1 rRNA gene is annotated in these 1,353 nt (G+C 49.4%); it reads left to right on the top strand.

Going from position 1 to position 1,353, the window contains the following annotated elements:
- Window positions 1–1,353 (top strand): 23S ribosomal RNA (locus MM239_RS20760); the annotation flags it as partial.

Consider the following 1,353-nt stretch of genomic DNA (forward strand, 5'->3'; position numbering starts at 1 on the left):
GGATATTCCGCAAGGAAGGCAAACCCGGGGAACTGAAACATCTAAGTACCCGGAGGAAGAGAAAACAACAGTGATTCCGAGAGTAGTGGCGAGCGAAATTGGAACAGCCCAAACCGATGCTGTTACGGCAGCGTCGGGGTTATAGGACCGACATAAATTATGATCAAGAGACAGGAAATGTTTGGGAAGGCATATCGTAGAGGGTGACAATCCCGTACTGGAATTTTGATTATGGTGGTTGGTATCCTGAGTAGGTCGGGACAGGAGAAATCCCGATTGAATTATCCGGCACCATCCGGAAAGGCTAAATACTCCTGAGAGACCGATAGTGAACAAGTACCGTGAGGGAAAGGTGAAAAGTACCGTGAATAACGGGGTGAAATAGAACCTGAAACCGTGCGCTTACAAGCGGTCGGAGCTACTAAGTGTAGTGACGGCGTGCCTTTTGCATAATGAGCCTACGAGTTACTCGTCACTGGCGAGGATAAGGAATTAAGTTCTGTATCCGGAGCGAAAGCGAGTCTGAATAGGGCGCTTAGTCAGTGGCGGTAGACGCGAAACTTTGTGATCTACCCATGGACAGGTTGAAGTACTGGTAACACAGTATGGAGGACCGAACCGATAAACGTTGAAAAGTTTCCGGATGATCTGTGGGTAGGGGTGAAAGGCCAATCAAACTGAGAAATAGCTCGTACTCCCCGAAATGTTTTTAGGAACAGCGTCGTGGAATGTATGTCGGAGGTAGAGCTACCGATAGGACTAGGGGGAGTCATATCCTACCAAATCCTGACGAACTCCGAATGCCGACATACAGTAACGGCAGTGAGGGCTTGGGTGCTAAGGTCCGAGTCCGAGAGGGAAAGAACCCAGACCTACCGCTAAGGTCCCAAAATTTACACTAAGTTGAACAAAGGTGGTCCAGCTGCAGAGACAGCCAGGAGGTTAGCTTGGAAGCAGCTATTCCTTTAAAGAGTGCGTAACAGCTCACTGGTCGAGCGGCAGGGCGTCGATAATAATCGGGCATCAAGTGTAATACCGAAGCGTAGGATTGATACCAAGTATCAGTGGTAGGGGAGCATTCCAATAGCAGAGAAGGTGCATGGCGATGTGCATTGGAGCGATTGGAAAAGCAAATGTAGGCATAAGTAACGATAATGCGGGCGAGAAACCCGCACACCGATAGACCAAGGTTTCCTGATCAACGCTAATCGGATCAGGGTCAGTCGGGACCTAAGGCGAAGCCGAACGGCGTAGTCGATGGCAAATGGGTTAATATTCCCATACTTGATATACAGGTGATGGAGTGACGGAGTGATGAAAGACACGCCCGGTGACGGAATACCGGGTTAAAGC

It is taken from the genome of Belliella filtrata, assembly GCF_022549775.1.
GTDB lineage: Bacteria > Bacteroidota > Bacteroidia > Cytophagales > Cyclobacteriaceae > Belliella > Belliella filtrata.